This window comes from Burkholderia sp. D-99, assembly GCF_011605345.1.
Lineage (GTDB): Bacteria > Pseudomonadota > Gammaproteobacteria > Burkholderiales > Burkholderiaceae > Burkholderia.
This window is the reverse complement of record NZ_JAAOXM010000010.1, coordinates 124772-144259: the sequence shown is the minus strand read 5'-3', so window position 1 is coordinate 144259 and position 19488 is coordinate 124772. Positions and strand designations below refer to the sequence as shown.

General features: G+C 69.7%; 16 protein-coding genes. 10 read left to right on the top strand and 6 right to left on the bottom strand.

Annotated features, from left to right (window positions below):
• Nucleotides 1-26 precede the first annotated feature (26 nt).
• Complete coding sequence (locus HAV18_RS28955) at nucleotides 27-848, bottom strand: nitrilase-related carbon-nitrogen hydrolase (protein ID WP_166962984.1); 822 nt, start codon at nucleotides 846-848, stop codon at nucleotides 27-29.
• Nucleotides 849-1124: 276 nt separating this feature from the next.
• Here HAV18_RS28955 and HAV18_RS28950 point away from each other — a divergent pair, with 276 nt between their 5' ends.
• Nucleotides 1125-2954 carry a methyl-accepting chemotaxis protein gene (locus tag HAV18_RS28950; protein ID WP_166962982.1) on the top strand — a complete coding sequence of 610 codons (1830 nt, stop codon included), beginning with the start codon at nucleotides 1125-1127 and terminating at the stop codon, nucleotides 2952-2954.
• A 77-nt stretch (nucleotides 2955-3031) separates the two neighbouring features.
• Here HAV18_RS28950 and HAV18_RS28945 read toward each other — a convergent pair whose 3' ends face one another.
• Nucleotides 3032-3823 (bottom strand): response regulator transcription factor, encoded by a 792-nt coding sequence (locus HAV18_RS28945; RefSeq protein ID WP_166962980.1) that lies wholly within the window; start codon nucleotides 3821-3823, stop codon nucleotides 3032-3034.
• Between the two features lie 215 nt (nucleotides 3824-4038).
• Here HAV18_RS28945 and HAV18_RS28940 point away from each other — a divergent pair, with 215 nt between their 5' ends.
• The 4 genes from HAV18_RS28940 to HAV18_RS28925 are packed head-to-tail and all read left to right on the top strand — an operon-like array spanning nucleotide 4039 to nucleotide 9151.
• Nucleotides 4039-6390 (top strand): hypothetical protein, encoded by a 2352-nt coding sequence (locus HAV18_RS28940; RefSeq protein WP_166962978.1) that lies wholly within the window; start codon nucleotides 4039-4041, stop codon nucleotides 6388-6390.
• The gene (locus HAV18_RS28935; protein ID WP_208102166.1) at nucleotides 6387-7607 is read left to right on the top strand and encodes a hypothetical protein; all 1221 of its coding nucleotides are present in this window, start codon (nucleotides 6387-6389) and stop codon (nucleotides 7605-7607) included. The genes HAV18_RS28940 and HAV18_RS28935 overlap by 4 nt, the downstream gene beginning before the upstream one ends.
• A 13-nt stretch (nucleotides 7608-7620) precedes the next feature.
• On the top strand, nucleotides 7621-8292 hold the full coding sequence (locus tag HAV18_RS28930) for a DUF1266 domain-containing protein (RefSeq protein ID WP_208102165.1): 672 nt from the start codon (nucleotides 7621-7623) through the stop codon (nucleotides 8290-8292).
• A 52-nt stretch (nucleotides 8293-8344) separates the two neighbouring features.
• Complete coding sequence (locus tag HAV18_RS28925) at nucleotides 8345-9151, top strand: topoisomerase IV (RefSeq protein ID WP_166962976.1); 807 nt, start codon at nucleotides 8345-8347, stop codon at nucleotides 9149-9151.
• A 42-nt stretch (nucleotides 9152-9193) separates the two neighbouring features.
• On the opposite strand, the gene HAV18_RS28920 is transcribed toward HAV18_RS28925, so the two are convergent.
• The 3 genes from HAV18_RS28920 to HAV18_RS28910 form a co-directional block, all read right to left on the bottom strand.
• The gene (locus tag HAV18_RS28920) at nucleotides 9194-10123 is read right to left on the bottom strand and encodes a phosphatidate cytidylyltransferase (protein WP_166962974.1); all 930 of its coding nucleotides are present in this window, start codon (nucleotides 10121-10123) and stop codon (nucleotides 9194-9196) included.
• Between the two features lie 37 nt (nucleotides 10124-10160).
• Nucleotides 10161-10793, bottom strand: coding sequence for a lysophospholipid acyltransferase family protein (locus HAV18_RS28915; protein ID WP_166962972.1), 633 nt, complete (start codon nucleotides 10791-10793; stop codon nucleotides 10161-10163).
• A 102-nt stretch (nucleotides 10794-10895) separates the two neighbouring features.
• On the bottom strand, nucleotides 10896-11126 hold the full coding sequence (locus HAV18_RS28910; protein ID WP_166962970.1) for a hypothetical protein: 231 nt from the start codon (nucleotides 11124-11126) through the stop codon (nucleotides 10896-10898).
• Between the two features lie 134 nt (nucleotides 11127-11260).
• Between HAV18_RS28910 and HAV18_RS28905 the strand changes: the two genes are divergently transcribed.
• The 4 genes from HAV18_RS28905 (at nucleotide 11261) to HAV18_RS28890 (ending at nucleotide 15587) form a co-directional block, all read left to right on the top strand.
• A complete protein-coding gene (locus HAV18_RS28905) occupies nucleotides 11261-11866 on the top strand; it encodes a CDP-alcohol phosphatidyltransferase family protein (RefSeq protein WP_166962968.1) in 606 nt (201 codons plus the stop codon).
• 90 nt (nucleotides 11867-11956) lie between these two features.
• Entirely contained in the window at nucleotides 11957-13726 is a 1770-nt protein-coding gene (locus tag HAV18_RS28900; RefSeq protein WP_166962966.1) for a bifunctional alpha/beta hydrolase/class I SAM-dependent methyltransferase, read from the top strand.
• The gene (locus HAV18_RS28895) at nucleotides 13723-15135 is read left to right on the top strand and encodes a phosphatase PAP2/dual specificity phosphatase family protein (protein ID WP_166962964.1); all 1413 of its coding nucleotides are present in this window, start codon (nucleotides 13723-13725) and stop codon (nucleotides 15133-15135) included. Before HAV18_RS28900 ends, HAV18_RS28895 begins: the two co-directional genes overlap by 4 nt.
• On the top strand, nucleotides 15135-15587 hold the full coding sequence (locus HAV18_RS28890; protein WP_166962962.1) for a hypothetical protein: 453 nt from the start codon (nucleotides 15135-15137) through the stop codon (nucleotides 15585-15587). Before HAV18_RS28895 ends, HAV18_RS28890 begins: the two co-directional genes overlap by 1 nt.
• Nucleotides 15588-15673: 86 nt before the next feature.
• Here the strand turns inward: HAV18_RS28890 and HAV18_RS28885 are convergent, their stop codons facing one another.
• Nucleotides 15674-16696: a sensor domain-containing diguanylate cyclase gene (locus HAV18_RS28885; protein WP_166962960.1), complete on the bottom strand. Its 1023-nt coding sequence runs from the start codon at nucleotides 16694-16696 to the stop codon at nucleotides 15674-15676.
• Nucleotides 16697-17174: 478 nt separating this feature from the next.
• Between HAV18_RS28885 and bcsB the strand changes: the two genes are divergently transcribed.
• Nucleotides 17175-19487: a cellulose biosynthesis cyclic di-GMP-binding regulatory protein BcsB gene (gene bcsB, locus HAV18_RS28880; RefSeq protein WP_166962958.1), complete on the top strand. Its 2313-nt coding sequence runs from the start codon at nucleotides 17175-17177 to the stop codon at nucleotides 19485-19487.
• Nucleotide 19488: the final 1 nt, after the last annotated feature.

Here is a 19488-nt window from a genome sequence, read left to right as displayed (position 1 = left end):
GGGCGCCGCGCCGGGCGGGCGAGCGCTTACGGAATCAGCAGTTCGCGAAGGCCGTTGGCGTGCTCGATACGTTCGCCGGCGAGGTGCAGGCGCCGATCCCTGCGATAGTCGTAGACCGCGCGCGACACGGCGAGCTGGTCGAAATCGAGTTCGACCGCGTGACGCGATTCGGTGTTGCCGGCCTCGAAGATCAGGTTGCCGAACGGATCGGCCGCGAGGCTGCCGCCCGCGAATACGACATCGTGCGTGCTGCCGCCGACGCGGTTGGCGACCACCGCGAACACCTGGTTCTCCATCGCCCGCGCCGTTGCCGACGTGCGGTGGACCGGGCGGTACGGCTCCATGTTGCCGTCGGTGATGAGGATCAGCTCGGCGCCGAGTTCGGCGAGCGCGCGGCCGGTTTCGGGGAATTCGTTGTCGTAGCAGATCAGCAGGCCGATCCGCACGCCGTGCCATTCGATCGTCGCGTAACGGTCGCCGGGCAGCACGACGCCGTGCTCGCTCACCCACAGATGCGTCTTGCGATAGCGCAGCGCGATGCCGCCCGGCGTGACGAACACGGTAGTGTTGTAGAAGCGGCCGCTGTCGTTCTCGATCAGCCCGACCACGACGGCAACGTCACGCGCGCGTGCGGCCGCGATGACCGCGCCGACGCTCGGGCCATCGAGCGGCTCGGCGCATTCGGCGAGATTCGACGGATCGAGGAAGCCGGTGAGCTGCGCTTCCGGGAACATCACGATGTCGGTGCCCGGTGCGCAGGTCGCGATCGCGTCGAGCGTGCGCTGCAGGTTGTAGGGTGTGTCGCCGTCGCGACCGGCGAGCTGGACGATGTCGAGCTTCAGTTTCATGGGCGGTTTCGGTAGGCGGGACCGGCGCGGCCGGCTCCGCAACGATGGATGTCGGAACGCCCGAGTATGCGCCGAACCGCCGGTTTTCCCATCCCGCCGGCGTGTTAACCCGTCGGGGGTATCCATCTCGCGTGCCGTCGCCGGCATGGGTTCGCCACTTTTTTTGGGCGGTCTGACCAGTCGAACCTCAAGTTGCGTCGCGGGTGGTCGTTAAGGACGGTTGAGTGCCCATTTGACCCATCGAGAACAACGCGGCAACCGGAGACCACTGTCATCATGCTGTCATCGATTCGCGCCCGGATTCTGGCGACCTGCGTCGCCATCGTGGTCACGGCTTTGGCCGTGACGGGCGGCCTTGTGTACTACGTCGTCAAGCAACACAACGACACGACCATCGACCAGAACCTGCAGTCCGTCCTGACCGGCCACGCGCTCGCGCTCGACGAGTGGGTCGCGAGCCGCGCGCAGCAGACCCAGGCGCTCGCCGACACGCTGGCGCCGGGCGAAGGCGACCCGCTGCCGGCGCTGACGCTGCTCGGCAAATCGGGCGGTTTCCAGGTGCTCACGCTCGGCTTGCCGGATCGCACGGCGTACTCGAACGTCCCGCTCGCGGCCGGCTACGATCCGACCGCGCGCCCGTGGTTCAAGCAGGCGGTCGAGGCCGGCCGGCTCGTCGTCACGGCGTTGTACCGCGACGCATCGACCGGCAAGCCCGCCTTCGCGTTCGCCGCACCGATCGTACGCGGCGGCACGCTGAAGGGCGTGCTCGCGGCGAGCCTCTACATGGAGCGCGCGAGCGCGATCGTCGCATCGATGCACCCGACGCCGTCTAGCTTCGCGTTCCTCGTTGACAAGGGCGGGCGCCTGATCGCGGGCGCGAAGACCGATCTGATCATGAAGCCGGCCGCCGAGCTGTCGCCCGAACTGACGCCGGAGCGGCTCGCCAGCCTGCAGACGGTGACCGAACCGGTGGCGATCGACGTGGACGGCGTGACCAAGCTGCTCCGCGCGCGCCCGATCGCCGGGACGGACTGGTCGCTCGTCATCGCGCTCGACCGGTCGGACGTGACGGCCGGCATGCGGGCCGTCGCGACGACGACGCTCATTGCGATCCTCGTCGTCGCCTGCATCGCGGCAGCGCTCGTCGGCGCGCTGACGAACGCGGCATTCAAGCGCGTGCTGCTCGTGCGCGACGCGCTGACCGACGTCGCGAGCGGGAGCGGCGACCTGACGAAGCGGCTGCCGGCCGACGGCGGCGACGAGGCCGCGCAGATCGCGCGCGCCTTCAACCTGTTCGCCGAAAAGATCAGCGCGATCCTGCTGCAGATACGCGGATTCAGCGAATCCGTGAGCGTGGCGAGCGCGGAGATCGCGCAGGGTAACCAGGATCTGTCGAGCCGCACCGAACATGCGGCATCGAGCCTGCAGGAGACGGCGGCGGCGCTCGAGGAGATCGCCGGCACGGCGCGCAACTCGGCCGATTCGGCCACGCAGGTGAGCCGGCTGGCGGAATCGGCGTCGGGCGTTGCCGTGCGCGGCGGCGCGGTGGTGAGCGAAGTGGTCGCGACGATGGGCGAGATCACGAAGGCGTCGGCCGAGATCTCGAACATCATCGGCGTGATCGACGGCATCGCGTTCCAGACCAACATCCTCGCGCTGAATGCGGCCGTCGAGGCGGCGCGCGCGCACGAGCACGGGCGCGGCTTCGCGGTCGTCGCGGGCGAGGTGCGCACGCTCGCGCAACGCAGCGCGGTGGCCGCCCGGGAAATCAAGCAGCTGATCCAGTCGTCCGTCGAGAAGATCGAAGGCGGTTCGGGGCTCGTGCAGACGGCCGGCGCGACGATGGACGAGATCGTCGAGGGCGTGCGCGGCATCACCAGCGTGATCGCGGAAATGACGGTCGCGGCGAACGAGCAGAGCACCGGGCTCGCGCAGGTGAACCAGGCCGTGTCGCAGCTCGATCACTCCACGCAGCAGAACGCGGCCCTCGTCGAGGAATCGGCCGCGGCCGCTGCGCTGTTGCGCGAGCAGGCGGCGCAGCTCGCGCAGACGGTCGGCGAATTCAAGCTCGCGGGTTCGCACCGGGCCGCGACGGCATCGGCGTGACCCGGCCGCGGCCGCCGACGGCGGCCGGAACGCGGCACACAGGGCCGAGCGCGCGCCGGCGGAACGTGCGTCGCGCACTATCCGTCGGTCTGCGCCTTCAGGAACAGTGAAAACAGCTCCGATTGCGAATTGATCGCGAGCTTCCCGTAGAGGTTGCGGCGATGCACCTTGACCGTTTCGGCGGAAATCGACAGCTTGTTCGCGATTTCCTTGTTCGAGCGGCCGCTCAGGATCAGCCGGATCACGTCGAGTTCGCGCGCGGTGAGCGGCGTGCCGAGCCGCGCCATCGCCTGCTCGAAGCCGTCGTGCGCGCCGGGCCGGCGCGGCGGCGCATGTTCCGCGGACGCGGGCTCGAACGCGAGCCGCTGCCGCATCAGCCCGGCCACCCACGGCCGGATCAGGTCGAGCAGTGCAACCTGCCCGGGGCTGAAGCGCCGCTTGCTGCCGAGCGACAGGCACAGCGTGCGCGCATCGTCGAGCACGACGTTGAACTGCACCTCGTCCTCGACGACGTTGTGCGTGAAATAGCGCGTGTAGTACTCGGTATCGCGAAAGCATTCGGGCGCGACGTCAGATAGCCGGAACAGGCCGCTCTTCGGCGCGTCGCGGTTCGCGATGTAGAACGGGTCGAGCTGGTACAGCCCCTGCACGTAGTCGCGGAACAGCGGGTCGGGGCCGCCGCCTTCGTACGGGCATTCGGCGAACACCTGCGGGCGGCCGTCACCGAACGTCAGCGCGACCCAGCTGTCGACCGCGACGTATTCCTCGATCAGCCGGATCAGCGCCAGCCAGAAGCCCGGCTGGTCGAGCGACTCGATGAGCCGCCCGACCGAACGGTGCCATGCGACATCCTGCAAGGTGAGGTTCATGCGTATTCCGGGGCGGGCAGGACCGGTCGATGCGCATCGCGCTGGCGCACCGTGCGCATCGAACGGATCCGGGAATGAAGAACGAGATCGTAACGCCGCTCGACCCGAATGGCGAGGCCACGCACGGCCACCGTCTCCTGATAAGCTATCGCGATTCCGAGATGGGGGAGTCGATGACCCCCAGCGCCAATACAACTACAAACACCCATATCGATATGACAACGATGACCCTGACGGGCCAGCCGCTCGACACGCTGATGAACCGGCTCGAAGCCGATCTCGAAGAAAGCGATTCGAGCCGCGAGAGCGACCTTGCGGCAAGGCTGCGTGCCCAGCCGTTGCGTGCCGATTCGCTCGACGCGATCGCGCGCCTGCATTCGCTGTGGATGCACGCCGGCGATCCGGCCGCCGCGCGCGCCGTGCTCGACGACGACGGCGCGGGCGTGCACGACGCGGCGCCACCCGACGCGCGAGCCGATATCCGCATGCAACTCGCGCTCTACCGGCTGCGGGTCGCCCGGCACCTGGGCGAAAACGACGCCGTCACGCACGCGATCGGCCAGATGCACGACATCGTGCGCACGTCGCCGACGCTCGATGCCGATCACTTCGTCCGCGCAGACATTTTCGATACGCTGGAATACGACCATGCGGAGCACGCGCTCGACGCGATCGAACTGCGGTATGCGCTGAACGGCGCGATTGCCGAACGGGCCACGTTTCGCGCATGGGACGAGGCGAACCGGCAATGTCTGCGTGCGTGGGCACTGCAGCGTCTCGACCGCGCCGACGACGCGCGTGCGGCGGCCGAGGCCGCGGTGGCTGCCATCGCGTCGGCAGCCGCGGACCAGGACATCGACGCCGACGACTGGCTGCGGATCGGCCGGGCGATGATCGAGATCGCACCGCTGCAGTACGACACGATTCGCCAGGCCGTCGAGTCGCGCATTGCCGACTGGGCGCTGCCGCCGCGCCGCGAAGCCGAGGTGAGGCTGGCGCGGCTTGCCGCGCGGGCGGCGCACGCGCAAGGCGATCTCGCGGGCGCGCTCGCCCGTTGCGAGATGGCGAGCCACAGCCTCGAGTCGGGCGGCTCAGACGATTTCATCGAATACGAACTGCCGTGGCTGCTCGAGGCGGGCCGCTTCGACGAAGCTGGGCGCCGGGCGTTCTTCCACGTGTACCAGATCGAAAGCAGCATGCTCGACCGGGTGGGGCAGATCATCCATGCACGCCTGGCCGAGCCGACCGACACGTCGGTCTGGTGGCCGTTGTGCGCGATGCGCGCGGCCGGTTTCCAGCCGACGCTCGAGCGGCTCGTCGAACTCGGCGCAGAACGGCCTGACGCGCTGGCCGCGCGTTCGCCGGCGCATGGCGAGATCTTTGCCGCGCTCGGCTCGCTCGAGGGCGACGCGTTGCGCTACGCGATCGCCGACGCCGCGCGCGAGGTCGCACTGCGGCGCGCGCCCGGCCATCCGTGGATCGCCCGGCTCGCGGCGGTGTACGACGGCGAAACCGGCCGCATCGACGCGACGACCCAGGCCGCGCGCCTGCTCGCGGCCGCGCAGGAAGGCGAGATGCACGACAACCGCACCGCGTTCACGCTGACCGAGGCGCGCATTCGCGCGCTGGGTGTCGCCGCCACGATGAAGCTGCCGCCGCCGTCGCTGCGCAGCGGCTTGTGGAGCTACGCATTCGCGGGCTGGATCGAGGATAAGGCCGAGGAGGCGATCGACGCGCTGCCGGCCGCGGAACAGACGGCGGTGCGCGCCGATCTCGAGCGCCTGCGGATCGCCGCCTACGAGCAGGGCCGCGCGTGCATGGAGCGCTTCTTCGAGACGGGCAAAGGGCATCCTTACGATGCGTGTGCGCACCTGTATTCGATGCTCTGCAACAACCTCGCGATCCTCTATCGCGGCGTCGAGCGTTACGACGACTCGCTGGTCCTGCATCGCAACGGGATTGCGGCGAGTTCGTTTGCCGAGCATTACGACGGGGTTCGTTATGTGCTTGCCCGCCAGGGCAAGGACGACGAGATGCTCGAAGCCGCCGAGCAGTTGTGGCACTACGCCGCCGAATACGGCTACAGCCGGCACGAGCCGAACTGGTACGTGCGCGACGTGGTGCGCGCGCTGTACCGTGTCGAGCGCTGCAACGAATTGCCGATCTGGCTCGAGCGCCTCGTCGGCTGGCAGCGCGAGCACAACCAGTTCGACGGCAGCCTGCCCGGCGAGGCACTGGTGGCCCGCCTGTTGTTCGCGGTCTACATGGCGGAGTCGCATCCGGACCAGGCGTCGGCGCTGTACGACGCCGCACGTGCGCAGGCCGACGCGTCGCGCGATCTGGACGTGCTGCTCGGGGCCGGCAACGCGGCGTACGAACTGGGGCGCCAGCCGGACGCGAAGTATTTTTACGAACGTGTGCTCGCGGGCAACCGGCACGCCGCCGAACCGCTCGACCTGAAGGTGGACGAGATCGAGCGGCGGATCAACGAGGCCGGTGCGCCGCCTCCGGCATCGGGCCCGACGACGGCCGCGCCGAACAAGCGCTGGTGGAAGTTCTGGCAATGACGGCCGTCGGTCGGCAGGTCGGTTATGCGCCGCGCAACGCGTTGAACGCCGATGCGCTGAAAGCGGCAATCGCTGCGCGCAGCACCGCGCGAGGCGATGCCGACGCGGTGTGTGCGTGGCTGCTCAACCATTTCTATCGGCATGTCGTCGCGAACTTCGAGCCCGCGCGCACGATCGGGTCGCTCGACGATGCGCGGCAGGCACTCGGCCAGGCCGCGCCGCCGGCGTGGGTCGCGCGGCGCTTCGGTGCGGACGCGAAGACGATCGGCGAGGCCGACGCCGGCAGGCAGGCACCCGTCGTCTGGGTCGACCCGGGCGATCCGCAGCTCCTCGCGCTCGAAGCCACGCTCGTCGAGTTTCTCGAATCGCGCAATGGGACCGGGCTCGAGGGCAAGCTCGACCGCGTCAATTGCCCGCAGGCGCTCGCGATGTGGGAGCGCGAGCATGCCGAGATGGCGACCCGGATCGCGCGCGGCTGGCGCGAGAGCCAGCCCGATGCGCTGCGCACGTGGTGTGAAACCGCGAACGGGCGCTTCGTCGAATTCCTGCCGGACAGTACGCTGCTGCGCGCCGAAATGGCGTTCGAGAGTTACGTGATGCGTCATTGCCTCGGCCAGTTCGCCGACCGGCAAGCGCTGGCGGGCGGCTACGGCGGGCGCTACGCGGAAGCGATCGAGGCGCGCACGCTGCGGCTGCTGAGCTTCCGGGATGCGAGCGGCCAGCCGCACATCACGATCAGTGTCGCGGTGCGTGCCGACGGGGGGCTCGACGTCGATCAGGTCAAGGGCAAGCAGAACCGGCCGCCGGTCGAGCGCTATGTCGACGACGTGCTGGCCTGCCTGAATGCGCTGGGGACGACGGATCGCACGCCGCCCGACTGCATCGCGCTCGGTGTCGTCCATACGGCATCGGGGTGGTGCAGGATCGAGGACGTGGCGGATGCCGCGTCGCAAGCACGGCTCGTCGCACGCCATCCGCAATTGTTCGGGCGGCTCGCCGAGCCGACGCCGACCGTCGAGTGGCTGGTTGCCGCGCGGCAGCCCGAACTGTTGCAGGCGCGGCCGCCGCGTGCCGGTTCGGTGCGTTACGCGGTGCGCGCGACGCTGGCGCCCGCGGTGCCGTCCACACCGCCGGACGACGCACGGCCCGCCTTTGCAACCGAGAACGTGCGCTGGCCCGGCTACGACGCGCCGCGTGGCGCCAGTGCCGGCGAATGACAGGGCGAAGACCATGATATTCAAACTGATCGTTGCCTTGTTCGTCCTGTGGCGTATCGTCCGCTACTTCCGCCGGCGCGGGGCGCGCCATTCGACCTTGTCCGCCCGCAAGCGCTGGGCGCTGCTGCTCGCGCATCCGTACGTGGAAGCGACGGGGTTCGCGGGTTTCGACGATGCGGATACGAGCCACCTGAACGACACGTCGCGCAAGTTCCTGCGCGCGCAGATGCTGCACCAGATGGAGTTGCGCACCGACGCGACGGACGACGATGCGCGCGCGCACCTGGCACGCGTGCTCGAGACGCAGTGGTTTCGCGCCGACCTGCATGCGCTGCAGCCGACCGACGACCCGCGCGCGGCACTCGCGTTCGCCGGTGCGCGGATGGCGTTCCTCGCGCGCGTGGCGATGCTGATGGGCTGGACCGAGCCGGACACCGCATGGCGCGTGTTGTTGCTCAACGCGCAGCGCGCGCAGGATTGTTTCGACAGCTGGACGGATTTCGGTAGCGCATACGTCGCGGGCCGCAAGCAGTGGGTGGCCGGGTTTCGCGCCGATCCGTTCGGCAAGGCGTTCGACGACGCCACGCTGCAGCGCTGGCTCGCCCCGGGTGACGGTGCGTGGGGGCAGGCGGCGTGGCCGGGGCTGGCGGCGTTCGATCCCGAGCCGGTCGCGCAGCCACGGTGATGCCGCCGGTCGTTCGTTTCCTGCACCGCTTTTCATCCCGATCGACGCCGACATGATTTCATCCGTTCATCCCCTGTTGCGACGTCTGGCGCTGTCCGTTGCGTGCGCGGTGCCGGCGTCGGTGTTGCCCGCGGCGGCGCACGCGGTCGAGCCGGCCGCGGCCGACCGCCTGCTGCGCACGTTTCTCCACGACGGCTACGGCAACTGGCGCGCGGACCGCAAGGGCTGGCAGTCGGACGCGGGCGATTTCATCTATTCGCCGTGCGGGTCGCTGCGTGTCGCGACCGCCGACGGCCCGCGGTATCTGCTCGCGGTGTGCGGCGAGACCGACGCGGCCATGCAGAACGGAATGCCGGGGATGGATTCGGAAGGCACGACGGGCACCGTCGACCTGTACGTGCTGAAGCCCGCGGCGGACGGCAAGACGCTCGAACCGGTGGTGAAGAAGACGGATATCGCGTCCGGCAAGCGCGGCGAGCCGGGTACGGTGCACATCGAGCGGTACGGCCCGCACCTGTTCGGCTTCACGATCGGCGACGGCGTCACGCTGCAGGGCTATACGATGGCGATGCGGTCGATCTGGCTGCCGGTCGGCAACGCGATCGTCGAAGCGGCGCCGCGCATCAACGAAGCGCTCGACAACACGGGGTCGCTCGATTGCGGGAACGCGAAACCGCATTGCGAGAGCCGGACGTTCACGATCGTGCCCGACACGACCGGCACCGGCGACGTCTATCCGTTGACCGTCACGGAAACGGGCTCGCGCGGCGACAAGGACCTCCACGCGCGCTACACGGTGAAGTTCGACGCGGCGCGCGGCCGCTACGTCGTGCCGAAGGTATTGCGCGAAGGATACTGATCGTCCGCGCGAAGGAACGGGCGGCGCGATGCCGCCCGCGCGTCACACGTACAGATACCGCACGAGGTGGAAGAACACCGGCGCGGCGAAGCAGATCGAGTCGACGCGATCGAGCATGCCGCCGTGGCCCGCGATCATCGAACCCCAGTCCTTGGTGCCGAGCGAGCGCTTGACGGCCGACAGCACGAGGCCGCCGACGAAGCCCGCGATCACGATCGCGAGCGAGATCCCGAACGCGGCGCCGAAACTGAACGGCGTCACGCGATACAGCGACGCGCCGCACAGCGTCGCGAGCAGTCCGCCGCCGACGAAACCCTCGATCGTCTTGGACGGCGACAGCTGCGGTGCGATCTTGCGCTTCCCGAACAGTTTGCCGACGACATACTGCAGCACGTCGCTGACCTGCACGACGAACAGGAAGAAGAACAGCAGCAGCGCGTTCTGCCCCGTGTAGTGCGGAATGTCGAGGATCAGCACGGCCGGCGCGTGGCTCAGCCCGTACACGCACACCATCAGCGCCCAGTTGATCTTCGCGTTGCGGCTCAGGAATTCGCGCGTGTCCTGCGTGAGCGCCGACACGAGCGACATCGCGAAGAACAGGTGCACGGGCACGAAGATCGAATACATCCCGTACCAGTCGATCCCGAGCAGCAGGTACTGCACGGGGATCGCGACGAAGAACGCGATGAACAGCGTCGTGTGGTCGCTCGCGGTCGTCGGCGTGAGCGTGATGAATTCGCGCAGCGTCAGGTAGGACAGCACGGCGAACACGAGATACGTGATGTTGTTGCCGAGGCTGATCGCGATGACCATGATCGCGATCATCGCCCACCACGCACGGATGCGCTGGTTCAGGTTGACGATGGTCGCGCTCGTGCCGCCGCTGCGCGCGCCGAGGATCGCGCCGATCACGGTGGCGATGGCGAGCACGCCCGTGACGCCCGCGACCAGTTCCCAGAAAAGAGTTCGCATGGAGATATCCGCAAAAAGGGAGAGGAGGGGGCGGGGTTCAGCCGGCCGGCCGCTGCGGCGGCGCGAGCGCGACGATCGCGTCGCGCATGCGGGCGAGGAACGTCGGCTTGTCTTCCTGGGCGCCGAGCGCATCGTTCGCGCCGAAGTGCACCTTGCAGATCAGCGGCACCGGCCAGATCGCACCCTTCGGCATGATCCGTTGCAGGTTCTCGAGATAGACGGGCGCGAGCGCGACGTCCGGAAACTCGGTCGCGAGGTGGAACAGCCCGCTCTTGAACGGCTGCGGCAGGATCTCCGCGCCACGCGTGCCTTCCGGGAAGATGATGATCGAATGGCCCTGCTTGAGCGCGTCGCGCACCGGGTCGAGCGGGTCCCCGCCGGATTCGCGATGGCGATCGATCAGCACGACGTTCAGCAGCTTCTGCGCGATGTGGCGCTTCATGTCGCTGCTGTCCCAGTAGTCGCGCGCGGCGACCGGGCGCACGACCGCGCGCACGTTGCGCGGCAGCGCGGCGAGGATCGCGAGCGTGTCGATGTGGCTCGTGTGGTTCGAGAAATAGATCTTCTGCGTCGGGGATGGCGGCGCCTGATGCCAGACCGGATACGCACCGGCGACGAGCCGCACGATGGACAGCAGGAAATCGCGCTGCCAGACATTGAGAATGTTCATCGGCGCAGCGCCCCCTGCCTGCCTGCATGGCCCGCTGCGCGTGCGCGGCGGGCGGGACCCCGGAATGCCGGTGCGGCAGGATGCGCGCCGGACGGTCCTTGTTTAAATTTTTTCAAATTCGTGGCTGCCTGTCGCAGGTCCGCGATAATCGGACGATTCGCCGCCACACGCTGTTGCGTCCCGGCGAATGCGCCGGTCGGCGGCGTGATAATCGGCTGTTGCACGAGTGCCCGTTTGCAGTTCGAATGGATCGTGCTGCGATCGGGCCAGCGGATTATCGCGAGTTTCCGTCAAAAACGCCAGATTGGCGCCGCGCTTGCGGGCCGGGCGCATGCTTGACGCATCGGGGCCGCTCGGCGACGATTAGGGCCGTCCATGGAAGGCCGTCCAGGGCCGTTTCGCCGCCTGGGGCATGGCGGCGGGAAAGGTGTCCGACTGTGCCGCGCGAATAGAACGAATACGAAACGATGAGCCTCTACGCACTCAAACCCAAATTCCAGAACCGTCTGCGCCCGTTCGCGAACTCGCTCGCCGAGCGCGGCGTCACGGCCAACCAGGTCACGCTGTTCGCGGCCGGCGGCTCGATCGTCGTCGGCGCGCTCGCCGGGCTCGGCGTGTTCGCCCGCGCGCTGTTCCTGCTGATCCCGCTGTGGCTGTTCGCGCGGATGGCGCTCAATGCGATCGACGGGATGCTCGCGCGCGAGCACAACCAGAAGAGCACGCTCGGCGCGTACCTGAACGAACTCGGCGACGTCGTGTCCGACGTCGCACTGGTATTGCCGTTTCTCGCGATTCCGGCGTTCGCTCCGGCAGACGTCTGGCTGTTCGCGCTGACGGCGGTAATCGTCGAATGCGCGGGGCTGATCGGCCCGCTGGTCGGCGTGAGCCGCCGCTACGACGGCCCGTTCGGCAAGAGCGACCGTGCGCTCGCCCTCGGCGCGTTCGCGCTGTGGATCGGGCTCGGGTTTCCGGTCGGCGGGCTCGCCGCCTGGCTGTGGCGGTTGCTGATCGTGCTGTCGATCGTGACCGTGGTGCGGCGCGTGCAGGCCGGCATCGCGGAAAAGGGCGGTTGAAAGGGCAGTAAAGGCAGTGACAGGCAGTTGCGGTACCGGGCGCCGGAGGGCGGCGCACCAAGATACGAATAACGAAACGAGAGAAAACGCATGAGCGCACGCATGGCCCGCGAGGCCGACTTCATCACGCACGACGGCGAAACGCTGTTCTATCGTCACTGGCCCGCAACGGGCCCGCGTTGCCGCGGCGCCATCGTGCTGCTGCATCGCGGCCACGAACATTCGGCGCGCGTCGCACACCTCGTCGACGAGCTCGACCTGCCCGATTTCGCGTTCTTCGCGTGGGATGCGCGCGGCCACGGCCGCTCGCCCGGCGCGCGTGGCTACAGCCCGAGCGCGGCCGCGTCGGTGCGCGACCTGCAGACCTTCGTCGAACATATCCGCGACACGCACGGCATCGCGATCGAGGACATGGCCGTGGTCGGCCAGAGCGTCGGCGCGGTGCTCGCGGCCACCTGGGCGCACGACTACGCGCCGCCGATCCGCGCGCTCGTCGTCGCATCGCCGGCGTTCCACATCAAGCTCTACGTGCCGTTCGCGCGGCCGGGCCTGCGGCTGATGCACAAGCTGCGTGGGCTGTTCTACGTGAACAGCTACGTGAAGCCGAAATTCCTCACGCACGATCCCGAGCGTATCGCGAGCTATGCGTCCGATCCGCTGATCACGCGGCCGATCGCGGTCAACATGCTGCTCGACCTGCACGACACCGCGCAGCGGATCGTCGCCGATGCGGCCGCGATCACCGTGCCGACGCAACTGCTGATCTCGGGCGCCGACTGGGTCGTGCATCGCGGCCCGCAGGACCGCTTCTTCGAACGCCTCGGCTCCGCGCGCAAGGAGCGCATCGTGCTGCCGGGCTTCTATCACGACACGCTCGGCGAACGCGACCGCGCGCAGGCGCTCGCGCCGCTGCGTGCGTTCGTGCTGCGCGAATTCGATGCGCCGAGCCCGCGTGTGTCGCTCGCCGAAGCCGACCGGCGCGGCGCGTTCCACGACGAATACGCAGCGCTCGGCCGCCCGCCCGCGAATGCGTTCGCGCGTGCGTACTGGGCGCTCACGCGGGCCGGCCTGAAGGCGGGCGGCGCGCTGTCGGACGGTATCGCGCTCGGGCTGCGGCTCGGCTTCGATTCGGGCTCGACGCTCGACTACGTGTACCGCAACCGCGCGCAGGGGCGCCTCGGCGTCGGCGCGCTGATCGACCGCACCTATCTCGATTCGCCGGGCTGGATCGGCATCCGCCAGCGCAAGGTGCATCTGCAGGAACTGATCGGCGCGGCGATCGGCCGCCTGCGCGGCCACGGCACGCCGGTGCGGATCGTCGACATCGCGGCCGGGCACGGGCGCTACGTGCTGGATGCGATCGCGACGGCCGCCGAGCGCGACGGCGCGGCGCCCGACGACATCACGCTGCGCGACTACAGCCCGCCGAACGTCGAGGCCGGGCGCGTGCTGATCGCGCAGCGCGGCCTGGAGCCGATCGCGCGCTTCGAGCGCGGCGACGCGTTCGACGAGGCGTCGCTCGCGACGCTCGAGCCGCGTCCGACGCTCGCGATCGTGTCGGGCCTCTACGAGCTGTTCGGCGAGAACGCGCTGATCGAGCGCTCGCTGCGCGGGCTCGCGCAGGCCGTGCCGCCGGGCGGTTATCTCGTCTATACGGGGCAGCCGTGGCATCCGCAGCTCGAATTCATCGCGCGCGCACTGAACAATCACCGCGGCGAGGCGACCTGGGTGATGCGCCGCCGCTCGCAGGCCGAGATGGACGAACTCGTCGCGCGCGCGGGTTTCCGCAAGCTCGACCAGCGGATCGACGAAATGGGCATCTTCACGGTCAGCCTCGCGCAGCGGGTCGACGCGTCATGAGCGCGCTCGACGGCGGCGCGAGCGGCCTCGCCGAACCGGCCGCCGCCGGCGCGCGCGACGCGTCGTTCGCGCTGCGCCTCGGCTGGCTCGCGGTGATGGGCGCCGTGTTCTTCTCGACCTACGGCTTCGCGAACTGGCTCGCCGCGCGCCGCGCGGCGGTGCCGACCTTCGCGTTCGGCTGGGAGCACGCGATCCCGTTCGTGCCGTGGACGATCGTGCCGTACTGGTCGATCGACCTTCTGTATGCGCTGTCGTTCTTCTTCTGGACGCGCCGCGCCGACCTGCTCGATCACGTGAAACGGCTGTTGACCGTGCAACTGATATCGGTCGCGTGCTTCATCGCGTGGCCGCTGCGCTTCGGGTTCGAGCGGCCCGACGCGGGCGGCGTGGCCGGTGCGCTGTTCACGCTGCTGATGGGGTTCGACAAGCCGTTCAACCAGGCGCCGTCGCTGCACATCGGGCTGCTCGTCGTGCTGTGGGCGGTTTATGCGAAGCACCTGCGTGGCAGGCTCGCGCGCGTCGTGCTGCACCTGTGGTTCGCGGCGATCGGCGTGTCGGTGCTGACGACCTACCAGCATCACGCGATCGACGTGCCGACCGGTGCGGCCGTCGGCTGTCTCGCGCTGTTCCTGTTTCCGCTGCGCGATGTCGCGGGCCGGTTGCCGCTCGCCGATGCATTGCCGGGGGCACCGGGCGCGGCCGGCCGTGCGCTCGCGCGCCGCTATGCGCTTGGCGCGGCGGCGGTCGCGCTCGTGGCGCTCTGGTGCGTGCCGCGCGCGCCCGGCTGGGCGCTGGCGGCCGGGTGGGTCGCGCTGGCGCTCGCGTGTGTCGCGTGGATCTACCGGCGCGGCGCACCCGGCGCGTTCCAGAAGGACGCGCACGGGCGTTTCCCGGTCGTCATCCGCTGGCTGCTCGCGCCGACGATCGCCGGCGCATTCGTCAATTCGCGGCTGTGGACGTTCCGGCAGCCGGCGCCGGTGCGGATCGACGAACGCGTGTCGATCGGCCGCACGCCGACCGCGCGCGACGTGCGCCGCCACGGTTTCACGGCACTGGTCGACCTGACGGCCGAAATGCCCCGCTGGGCGGCGGCCGATGCGTCGCTCGCCTATGCGGCCGTGCCGCAGCTCGATCTCGTTGCGCCGACGGCCGCGCAGCTCGCGCAGGCCGTCGCGGCGCTCGAACGCCTGCACGGGGAAGGGCGTGACGTGCTGGTCTGCTGCGCGCTCGGCTACGGGCGCAGCGTGCTGTGCGCGGCCGCGTGGCTGGCGGCGCGACGCGGGTTCGGCGATGCGCGCGACGCGCTGGCCGCGGTGCGCGCGGTGCGGCCGCATGCGGTGTGGTCGGACGACGGCGTGGCCGTGCTGCAGCACTGGATCGATCGCCGTCGCAGCGCGGGAGGCGTGTGATGCGCGACCCGTCCGCGCCATTCAGGATTGCCGCCGCGCGCGGCGCGCTCGATGCGGGCGCGTGGGCGATCGCGGCCGCGCTGGCCGCGGCCGGCGCGGGCGGGTGGATCGCGTCGGGCTGGGCGCCGGCGACGGTCGCGCGTGTGCTGCTGGCCGTCGTCAGCACCGGGTCGGGGATCGCGGCGCTGTGGTATGCGGTGCGGATCGGGATCGACCGCCGGCTGTTCGCCGCGCTCGCGCGCGCGGCGGCAGGCGACGCATCGATCGACGACGGGCTAGCGGCGCTCGACCGCGCGCTCACCGATCTCGGCTGGATCGACGCTTCGAAGGCCGGACGTGCGCTCGACGCCCGCGTGCGCGGCGCGGTCGGGCTGTGCCGGGCCGCTGTGCTCGTCGCGATCGTGCAGTGGCTCGTGGTCGGGCTCGCGATCGCCGTTCCGCAGATCGGCTAGTCAGCGAACGTTCAAGCCCGCCGCGGGCGGTCGAGGACGTCGTTCTGCCCGCCGGCCCGTCAAGGCAGCAGCACGTCGAGTGCGCGTTACGCGTGAGCCGTCCGCTGCGACCGCGTGCGCTTCACTTCATACATCGCCTGGTCCGCATGCTCGATCAGCGCGGTCATGTCGGTGCCGTCGTCGGGCAGCAGCGCGATCCCGACGCTGACGCCGAGCCGCAGCGGGCGTCCCTCGAATTCGAACGGCTCGCCGACCTGGCGCGCGAGCCGCGCGCTTTGCGCATGCGCATCGTCGCGGTTGCCGATGTTCGGCAGGATCACCGCGAATTCGTCGCCGCCGATGCGTGCGACCGTGTCCGAGCGCCGCACTGCTCCCTGCATCCGCGTGGCGATCTCGCGCAGCGCCGCATCGCCCGCGCGATGGCCGAATCCGTCGTTGATCGGCTTCAGCCCGTCCATGTCGATGTTGAGGATGCCGAGCCGGCCGTTCGCGCGCAGCGTCGTGTGCATGGATTGCCGCAGGCGGTCGTAGAACAGCGCGCGGTTCGGCAAGCCCGTGAGCGCGTCGTGTGTCGCGCGCAGGTAGAGTTCGTTCGCCTCGTTGCGCGCCGCGTGGAACATCGCGGCGGCGATCAGGTCGGCCGTCAGCCGCAGCGTGCCGGCGTCGGCTTGCGAAAAGCCGTCGACTTCCGGCGACATCACCTTCAGCACGCCGACCGTCGTGTCCGCATGGGTGAGCGGCATCACGAGCATCGAGCGCAGGCCGACACGCCGGCATGCGTCGCGATCGACGCGCGGGTCGGTTTCCGAGTCGATGCAGTGCAGCAACTCGCCTTGCTGCACGCACAGCCCCGACAGGCTGCCCGAGCGCCGCAGCCGCAGGCCGAGCATCCCGGCCGCGGTGCCCGACGCGGCGCGGTACACCATGTCGTCGCCCTCGGCGAATTCGACCGCGGCGGCGCTCGCGCCGGTGAGTTGCGGCACCTGCTCGGCCACATAAGCCATCACGCTGCCGAGGTCGAGGCCGAGCTTCGCGATCTCGGTCTGCGCGGCGATGATGCGCAGCAGGGTATCGGGGGACGGGGTGGCGGAGTCGGCGATTTGATTCAAGTCAGTTTTCCGTGAAAGAAAGCACGTCCGGCGGCGCGGGATTGCGGTAGCATACGCGCCGCCTCGCGGCAGCGCGCTCCGGGGCGGTCTGCAACGGACCGCCCGCCGGCCAGCCGTATCGCGCCAGCAGTATGCCGTTCGGCCCGTCGGGCGACAACGGCGCAATTCTTACCATTCGTCCCTCTCGCGCAGCATTTCCGACTGGATTGAGGCTTTTTTCGCTTCATCGTCGCGAATCGGGGTGAGTTTTGTCCTATTTTTGAGATAGTGTGACGAATGGGCGTGTGCCGGTGCCAGGCGCGCGCGCAGCACGGTGACAGGCGATTAAAGAAATCGCCGCATCGTTTCGATAAATGAATCAGGCCAATTAGATATGAGGGGAAGCAGTGGGGATGTTCACTCACGGGCATAGCTGCTTTGCGCGCATCGGTTTCGATGCGACGGATGACCGGATGATCCTGACGAAGCGGAGCGGCGCATGAAGCCGGCCGTGTCGCTGCTCGTCCTGTCGGCCGCCATGGTCGGCGCGTTTCACGCGGCCGCGCTGTCGGCCGCGCCGATCCCGGCCGTGCCGGCCGCCGCTGCGGCCTCCGGCACAGCGCCGGCGCCGGTGCTCGCGGCCGCGCCTGCGGCGGCCAGCGCGCCGTCCGCCGGCCTGCCGGCGACCACGGTGCACCTGCCGTTCGCGTCGCTCGGCGCGTTCGATCCGCTGCGCCTGCGCGGCGCCGACGACGCGCGCACGATCAACGCGGGCGTGCGGCTCGACCGCGTGGTGACCGGCGCGCGGCTGCGCCTGACCTACGCGTATTCGCCGTCGCTGGTGTTCCCGATGTCGCACCTGAAGGTATCGGTGAACGGCGAGGTGATCGCGACCGTCCCGTTCGACGCCGCACAGGCGGGCCGCACGGTCACGCAGGAAATCCCGATCGATCCGCGCTATTTCTCGGATTTCAACCAGATCGGCCTGCGCCTGATCGCGCACTACACGCTCGACCATTGCGAGGACCCGACGAACTCGGCGCTGTGGGCCGACGTGAGCCCCAAGAGCGAGCTGATCCTCGACGAGTCGCCGGTGCGCCTGCCGAACGATCTCGCGCTGCTGCCCGCGCCGTTCTTCGACCGGCGCGACAACGGCCGCGTGCGGCTGCCGTTCGTGCTGCCGGCGTCGCCGGATTCGGCCACGCTGCGCAGCGCGGGCGTGCTCGCGTCGTGGTTCGGCGCGCTGGCCGACTACCGGCATGCGCGGTTCCCGGTGTCGTCCGGGCTGCCGGCGGACGATCAGGCGGTGGTGATCGGCACGGCCGCGACGCTGCCGGCCGGCCTTGCGCTGCCGTCGATCAACGGCCCGCTGCTCGCGGTGGCCGACAACCCGGCCGCGCCGGGGCGCAAGCTGCTGGTCGTCACGGGCCGCACGGCGGCCGAGGTCGACGATGCGGTCGCGACGCTCGTGCTGGGCCGCGTGGCGCTGTCGGGGCCGGCGGCGACGGTCGCGCACGTCGATCTCGGCGCGCCGCGCAAGCCGTACGACGCGCCGCGCTGGCTGCCCGTGAACCGGCCGATCGCGTTCCGCGAGCTCGTATCCGATACGCGCGACCTGGAAGTGCGCGGCACGACGCCCGACGCAATCCGCCTGAACCTGCGCGTGCCGTCCGATCTGCATTCGTGGAACGGCGCGGGCGTGCCGATCACGCTGCGCTACCGCTACACGGCCCCGACCGTGCAGGACAACTCGACGCTCGCCGTCGAGATCAACGAGCAGCTCGTGAAGTCGTACCGGCTCGGGCCGGCCCATGCCGAGGACGCGCACGGCCGCATGCAGCTGCCGCTGCTGTCGGCGCCGGAAGGGCGCGTGACGAGCGACGTCGACATCCCGGCGTTCCGGGTCGGCAGCGGCAACCAGCTGCAGTTCCGCTTCACGCTCGACTCGCAGAAGACGGGCCTGTGCTCGAGCACGGCGAGCGAGCCGCAGCGCGCGGCGATCGATCCCGATTCGACGATCGACTTCTCGCACTTCGTCCATTACGCGCAATTGCCGAACCTCGCGTTCTTCGCCAACAGCGGCTTCCCGTTCACGCGTTTCGCCGACCTGTCGCAGACGGCCGTCGTGATGCCTGACCGGCCGTCGCCGCAGGAGCTCGAGGCTTACCTGACGATGCTCGGCCACATGGGCGAATGGACCGGGTTTCCGGCCCTGCGCGTGCAGGTCGCGCGGCCCGGCGACGTTGCCGCGCTGTCGGGCAGCAAGGATCTGCTCGTGATCGACGGCTCGCCCGCGTCGCCGCTGCTCGCGCACTGGCGCTCGGCGCTGCCGCTCGTGATCGGCGAGCAAGGCAGCGCGGGAGGCGAAGGTGCCGCGCGCATCGCGTTCTCGGTGAAGGAGCGCTGGCGCAACGGCGCCGGCCTCGCCGAAGGCGGCGCGCATATCGAACAGACGGGCTCGCTCGCGGCGCTCGCCGGGTTCGAGCTGCCGGGCAGCCGGGGGCGCAGCGTCGTCGCGCTGACGGCGACCGACCAGCCGCGTCTCGGCGATCTGCTCGACGTGTTCGAGAGCGCCGGGCTCGTGTCGCAGCTGCAGGGCGACCTCGCGCTGGTGCGGCCGGGGCAGGTCGACAGCCTGCGCGTCGGCGAGCCTTACGTGGTCGGCTTCGTGCCGTGGTATGCGCGCGTGTGGACGCAGGCGGCGCGGCATCCGGTCGTGCTCGGCGCGGTCGGCGTCGTCGCCGGGCTGCTGCTCGCGCTCGGCGTGTTCAGCGTGCTGCAGAGAATCGCCGCGCGTCGACGGGGGATGTAAC

Excerpts from the sequence above, each read along its gene's own strand:
- HAV18_RS28915 (WP_166962972.1), bottom strand. The coding sequence starts at position 10,793 with ATGAACATTCTCAATGTCTGGCAGCGCGATTTCCTGCTGTCCATCGTG.
- HAV18_RS28935 (WP_208102166.1), top strand. The coding sequence starts at position 6,387 with ATGACGGCCGTCGGTCGGCAGGTCGGTTATGCGCCGCGCAACGCGTTG.
- HAV18_RS28940 (WP_166962978.1), top strand. The coding sequence starts at position 4,039 with ATGACAACGATGACCCTGACGGGCCAGCCGCTCGACACGCTGATGAAC.
- HAV18_RS28920 (WP_166962974.1), bottom strand. The coding sequence starts at position 10,123 with ATGCGAACTCTTTTCTGGGAACTGGTCGCGGGCGTCACGGGCGTGCTC.
- HAV18_RS28900 (WP_166962966.1), top strand. The coding sequence starts at position 11,957 with ATGAGCGCACGCATGGCCCGCGAGGCCGACTTCATCACGCACGACGGC.
- HAV18_RS28905 (WP_166962968.1), top strand. The coding sequence starts at position 11,261 with ATGAGCCTCTACGCACTCAAACCCAAATTCCAGAACCGTCTGCGCCCG.
- HAV18_RS28890 (WP_166962962.1), top strand. The coding sequence starts at position 15,135 with ATGCGCGACCCGTCCGCGCCATTCAGGATTGCCGCCGCGCGCGGCGCG.
- HAV18_RS28930 (WP_208102165.1), top strand. The coding sequence starts at position 7,621 with ATGATATTCAAACTGATCGTTGCCTTGTTCGTCCTGTGGCGTATCGTC.
- HAV18_RS28895 (WP_166962964.1), top strand. The coding sequence starts at position 13,723 with ATGAGCGCGCTCGACGGCGGCGCGAGCGGCCTCGCCGAACCGGCCGCC.
- HAV18_RS28955 (WP_166962984.1), bottom strand. The coding sequence starts at position 848 with ATGAAACTGAAGCTCGACATCGTCCAGCTCGCCGGTCGCGACGGCGAC.
- HAV18_RS28945 (WP_166962980.1), bottom strand. The coding sequence starts at position 3,823 with ATGAACCTCACCTTGCAGGATGTCGCATGGCACCGTTCGGTCGGGCGG.
- bcsB (WP_166962958.1), top strand. The coding sequence starts at position 17,175 with ATGAAGCCGGCCGTGTCGCTGCTCGTCCTGTCGGCCGCCATGGTCGGC.
- HAV18_RS28950 (WP_166962982.1), top strand. The coding sequence starts at position 1,125 with ATGCTGTCATCGATTCGCGCCCGGATTCTGGCGACCTGCGTCGCCATC.
- HAV18_RS28925 (WP_166962976.1), top strand. The coding sequence starts at position 8,345 with ATGATTTCATCCGTTCATCCCCTGTTGCGACGTCTGGCGCTGTCCGTT.
- HAV18_RS28910 (WP_166962970.1), bottom strand. The coding sequence starts at position 11,126 with ATGCGCCCGGCCCGCAAGCGCGGCGCCAATCTGGCGTTTTTGACGGAA.